This window comes from Wolbachia endosymbiont of Atemnus politus, assembly GCF_013309895.1.
In genome coordinates this window covers 1-4,068 of record NZ_JAAXCS010000114.1, presented here as the reverse complement: position 1 = coordinate 4,068, position 4,068 = coordinate 1, and the positions used below count along the sequence as shown (strand labels likewise).

At 35.3% G+C, this 4,068-nt stretch carries 4 protein-coding genes and 2 pseudogenes; 2 read left to right on the top strand and 4 right to left on the bottom strand.

All coding sequences use genetic code 11. From position 1 onward, the window contains the following. The 3 genes and pseudogenes from HET73_RS06340 to HET73_RS09700 form a co-directional block, all read right to left on the bottom strand. The coding region (locus HET73_RS06340) for a DnaJ domain-containing protein (RefSeq protein WP_174134214.1) at nt 1–219 on the bottom strand (219 nt) is incomplete at its 3' end. A 103-nt stretch (nt 220–322) separates the two neighbouring features. Next, on the bottom strand, nt 323–550 hold the full coding sequence (locus HET73_RS09705; RefSeq protein ID WP_369333900.1) for a transposase: 228 nt from the start codon (nt 548–550) through the stop codon (nt 323–325). Nucleotides 551–557: 7 nt separating this feature from the next. Next, a pseudogene (locus tag HET73_RS09700) lies at nt 558–817 on the bottom strand (transposase). A 514-nt stretch (nt 818–1,331) separates the two neighbouring features. On the opposite strand from HET73_RS09700, the gene HET73_RS06330 reads away from it, so the two are divergent. Then, nucleotides 1,332–1,478: a hypothetical protein gene (locus HET73_RS06330; protein ID WP_174134213.1), complete on the top strand. Its 147-nt coding sequence runs from the start codon at nt 1,332–1,334 to the stop codon at nt 1,476–1,478. 95 nt (nt 1,479–1,573) lie between these two features. Beyond that, complete coding sequence (locus HET73_RS06325) at nt 1,574–1,930, top strand: hypothetical protein (RefSeq protein ID WP_174134212.1); 357 nt, start codon at nt 1,574–1,576, stop codon at nt 1,928–1,930. Here the strand turns inward: HET73_RS06325 and secA are convergent. Beyond that, a pseudogene (gene secA / locus HET73_RS06320) lies at nt 1,914–4,068 on the bottom strand (preprotein translocase subunit SecA); the annotation flags it as partial. The gene HET73_RS06325 and the pseudogene secA overlap by 17 nt on opposite strands.

The following is a 4,068-nucleotide window of genomic DNA, read 5'->3' as shown; positions in this document are numbered from 1 at the left end:
TTTCCTTTCTTGCGTAAAACTGTCTTCCTTATCTTCTTTCCCATGGTTAGACAGGGCTTCATATGCAGCCTTTATTTCTTTAAATTTGTCCTCTGCTTCTCTATTACCATTATTTTTATCTGTATGGTACTTTAGTGTTAATAGCTTATACGCTTTCTTTATCATATCCAGAGTAGCGCCTCTCTCTACCCCTAATACTTTATGGTAATCAATAGACACAAACCCCTCACACTTATTTTATTATGTTAATATGGTATTACCAAAGCAGTTTTGTCAAGTAAATTATTCGGCTTCCAAGGATTTTTTTAACGCTAACTATGGATTAGCCGACGAAGAAAGAGTTGGAAATGGAAGGTTTTTTGCGTTGTAAAGAATATGAAATAAGCGTAGAAAAAATGTGAACTAAAAAATTAACAGGAGATCTATGGCGAGTGTGTTCAATTTCTAATCTATTTTTTAGGTAAACAAAAACTGTTTCAATGATAGATCTTTTCCTCAGAAAAATCTTCTCATTTAGAGAAATTAATGCGTTTTTCATACCTTTTTTTATCTTGGTTTTAAATTTCCATCAAGTTAGTTTTAAAAATAGATACTTTATTAATATAGCCTTTATCTCCAAATAATAAACCCGTTAGTTTTTTAGTCAGATCCGAAACTGGCTTTCTATCGTCAACATTACCCTTTGTTAAAGTAACCCCTTGCATTTTTTCCTTTGCGTTATATGTAATTTGAAAACAAAAAACCAGCCATAAGTGCTTTTGCTTAATTTTGCAATTCCAGTAAAAACTTTATTTTGTTTTGCATGACAGACTGTGATAGGAGTTGAATTAATATAGGAAATACCTGTATTTTTTGCCTACTCACATAACCATTGTAGCAACATTGTTAAATACCACAAAACTCGAAGTTTTAGCGCAATAAATCTATCATAAGAAGGCAGTGTGAAAAAGTCTGATCTATGTAGCAACTTTAAGTAATATAAGTAAAATGACTTAAAGTTTTCATATCTAGATTGCTGATATAACAGAATTATTGTTATAATTTCAGATTTCTGACACACTCTTGTAGGTTTTTTACCATTGGATAGTAATTTACTTGCAAAATTTTCGTCTATTATTTTGCAATAATCATCTACAAAACATTCTTATTCACCTCCTATTATTGCTAAAATACTGGACTCTTTTCTTATTCTCTATCCATAGTTAGCGTTATAAGAACTACCAATCCTATAAAATAAATTAATTGACATGCTATAAATAGCATGTCAATTAATTATAAATTTTAGGATACAAGATAAACCTAAAAAAACCGTATGTATAAAAAGGAGTAAAGTGTTTGGTTTAAATTATTTAATGATGGTGGGAATAGCAGCAATAACAGGAGCTATAATAAGCATTTTAATAGGCCTTATACTTGGTACTTTTACCAGTCTTTCACCTCTAATAATAGGTGGAATTGTGTCGGTGGTATTTCTATAGTACCATTAATTGCAGCTCTCATCACAACTCCTCCATCTACAGATTCACATAACCGGAATATAAGCGAGTCATTATGTACCTAGGTAAAAGCAATTATGTACCTAGGTAGCTTATTTATCGGAAGTATTGTAACTGGAATTGGTCTTGTCGCATATGGCATTACTCCAATAATCAAGTTAGATTCTTTATCGTCTCTGTCAACCACAGCAAATTCTTTGTTGATTATAGGGGCTACAGCATTATTATTTCCAATTGTAACTGCAATTGTAGTAGGTATTACAATTAAGATCACCGAAGGAGTGAAGAAGTACATATCTAACAAAGGACCATCAGAGGAGGATAGATCTTCTCAACAAATAAAACCAGAGCGTTTACCGGATAGCGAGTTAAGTGAGGTTAGTTGTGATAATATAAAAGACAGACAGACCACAACTGCTAATTCACCACAGTAACCGCACCATGACAGTGTTTGTATTTCTTTCCAGAGTTACAAGGGCATTTGTCGTTTCTTGAGACTTTGGGAAAATTGTCTCTTTTAGTGTGATGCAACCTGCCACCTATTTCTTGGTTGTCTGCTAACTTAAAGTGTGCTAAGCGGTGAATGGTGAGCTCTTTCCACTTTTCAAGTATCGACTCAAACATCAAAAAAGCTTCGCGTTTAAATTCATTCAGTGGGTCCTTCTGTCCCATGGCACGCAAATTTATGCTTTGTTTTAAACTCTCCAGAATTGATAGGTGCTCCCTCCATAAATGATCAAGTGTCATGATCATCACTTGCTTCACTATCGTATTCCACAAATCCGTAGTTTGCTGACTATTGAAATATTTTTCTTTCTCAGTAAAAAATTCCTGTATTTTACCATTTATATAATCTAAAGCTTCTTGTTTATTCAAAAATTCTGCTAGAGCTTCCTTATTAAGCGTTACCCCATATCTTGGGTGGAATTCTTTGACAATATCTTCAACATAATCTTCGTAATAACCACTTTGAACTATACCTTCTATTACACTCTCATTTACTTCACTATATACTCCAAGAAAGTCATTGATTTCGTTGCCTAAGATATGATTTCTCTGCTTAAAAATAACTTTGCGTTGATTATTAATTACATCATCAAATTTAAGCAGAGATTTCCGCACATCGTAGTTTCGGGCTTCAACTTTCTTCTGCGCCTTTTCAAGTGCTTTATTGATCCATGGGTGATGAATAGCTTCGTTGTTCTTTAGCCCCACCCTTTGTAAAAAACTTCTCATTCTATCGGAGCCAAATATTCTCATTAAGTCATCCTCAAGCGATAAAAAGAATTTAGAAAGTCCAGGATCACCCTGACGACCAGAGCGACCACGTAGTTGATCATCTATTCTCCTGCTTTCATGCCTCTCAGTTCCAACAACACATAAACCGCCAGGTTTTATAGCAATTTCCTTGTCTTTTTTTACTCTTTCAACTATTTCTTGATATTTTTTCTCTTTCACCAGCATTTTTTATCTTCTTTAACTCCACCTTTGCAATCATTTCAGCGTTACCACCAAGCTGAATATCAGTTCCACGTCCTGCCATGTTAGTCGCTATAGTAATGCTGCCTGGCACTCCAGCTTGCGCTATTATGTATGCCTCTTGTTCATGATAACGAGCATTCAATACCGAATGCTTAAGAGAATGGCTTTGCAAAAGCACAGAAAGTTTTTCAGAGTTTTCAATACTGACCGTGCCGACAAGGACCGGTTGAAGGCGTTTGTGGCATTCTTCTATAAAGTTTAACACAGCGTTAAATTTTTCTTTTTCTGTGCCATAAATTTCATCATCAACATCTATTCTCTTTACAGACACATTAGTTGGAATTTTTACAACGTTTAGTCTGTATATATCACGAAACTCTTCTGCCTCTGTTGCTGCTGTTCCCGTCATACCAGAAAGTTTGTTGTACATACGAAAGTAATTCTGAAACGTAACCGATGCCAAAGTTTGATTTTCACGCTGAATTTCAAGATTCTCCTTCGCTTCAAGTGCCTGGTGAAGACCATCGGAGTACCTCCTACCTTCCATCATACGCCCAGTAAACTCATCGATAATTACTACTTTGCCATCTTTTACTATATAATCTTTATCAGCAGTAAACAGCTTATGCGCACGTAATGCTTGGTCTACATAGTGAGTCATTATCATATTATTGGTATCATATAGCGAGGAATTTTCAGGAATGAGATTATATGATCTCAGCAGCTCCTCCACTCGTGAAATACCATCTTCAGTAAGGAATACTGCTCTACCCTTTTCGTCCACCTCGTAATCAGAATTAACTAACTTAGTAACTATTTTGTTTATGTGCTTATATATCTGATTGTTTTCCTCAACTGGACCAGAAATAATGAGCGGAGTGCGAGCTTCATCGATCAATATGGAGTCCACTTCGTCTACTATCGCGTAACTGAAGCCCCTCTGGACCATATCTTCTCGAGAAAATTTCATGTTGTCCCGCAGGTAATCAAAAGCAAGTTCATTGTTTGTTGAATATACGATATCTGCACTATAAGCCTCTTTCCTCTCCTCGTCTGTCAAATCATTCGTGATAAACGCAACAGAAACCCC

Bases quoted from the DNA above. Each gene is read 5' to 3' on its own strand.
- HET73_RS06325 (WP_174134212.1), top strand. From the start codon at position 1,574: ATGTACCTAGGTAGCTTATTTATCGGAAGTATTGTAACTGGAATTGGT.